At 65.6% G+C, this 1,006-nt stretch carries 1 pseudogene; it reads left to right on the top strand.

The annotated features are described in order from the left end of the window. Positions 1–978, top strand: a pseudogene (locus EJ105_RS27630) (IS3 family transposase); the annotation flags it as partial. Positions 979–1,006 lie beyond the last annotated feature (28 nt).

Raw genomic sequence — 1,006 nt, 5'->3', positions numbered from 1 at the left:
CCCCTCGCCGGCCGACCTTGCTGCCGAGAACGCCCGGCTCAGGCGGGAGAATGAACGCCTGCGGATGGAGCGCGACATCTTAAAAAAAGCCGCGCTCATCTTCGGAGCGGCCTCCCGATGAAGTTCGGGTTCGTCGATGAGCATCGCGCTGTGTGGCCGGTCCGTGTGATGTGCGCGGCCTTGGGGCTGTCCGCCAGCGGCTATTATGCTTGGCGCACCCGGCCGGAGAGTTTGCGCGCTCAGGCCAACCGGGTGCTCACCGATGACATCCGGCTGATCCACGCCGAGAGCAGCGGGACCTATGGTGCCCCCCGGATCCATGCGGTTCTGCGGGGACATGGTCGGCGCGTGGGCCGTTCCCGGATCGAGCGGCTGATGCGCCACGCCGGCATCCGGGGCCTGGCCGCCTTGCCAAGGCGCACGCGGACGACCGACAGCCGCCATTCCTATCCGATCGCTCCCAACCGGCTCGCGCGCAATTTCAGGACGTCCGCCCCAAACCAGATCTGGCTGGCGGACCTCACCTACATCCCCACCGGCGAGGGCTGGCTGTATCTTGCCGGCGTGCTCGACATGCACACCCGCAAACTGGTCGGCTGGTCCATGCGCGAGACCCTGCACACCCAGATCGCGCTTGAGGCCCTCGCCATGGCCATCGAGCGCCAGAGGCCGGCACCCGGCCTGATCCACCATTCAGACCGCGGCATTCAATATGCTGCCGAAGCCTACCGAGGGGCGCTTGCCGCAGCGGGCATCACCCCATCCATGAGCCGAAAGGGTGATTGCTGGGACAACGCACCGATGGAGAGTTTCTTCCACACTCTGAAAACCGAGCGGGTCCATCATCGCCTCTATGCCACCAGGGCCGAGGCCCGAAGGGACCTGTTCGGATACATCGAGGGCTTCTACAATTCCCGCCGCCTGCACTCCGCCCTCGGCTACATCAGCCCGGCCGAGATGGAACGCAGAGCGGCTTAACCCCGTCCACTTTTTCGGGGGAAGATCA

The organism is Xanthobacter aminoxidans (genome assembly GCF_023571765.1).
GTDB lineage: Bacteria > Pseudomonadota > Alphaproteobacteria > Rhizobiales > Xanthobacteraceae > Xanthobacter > Xanthobacter aminoxidans.
This window is presented reverse-complemented; position numbering and strand designations above follow the sequence as displayed.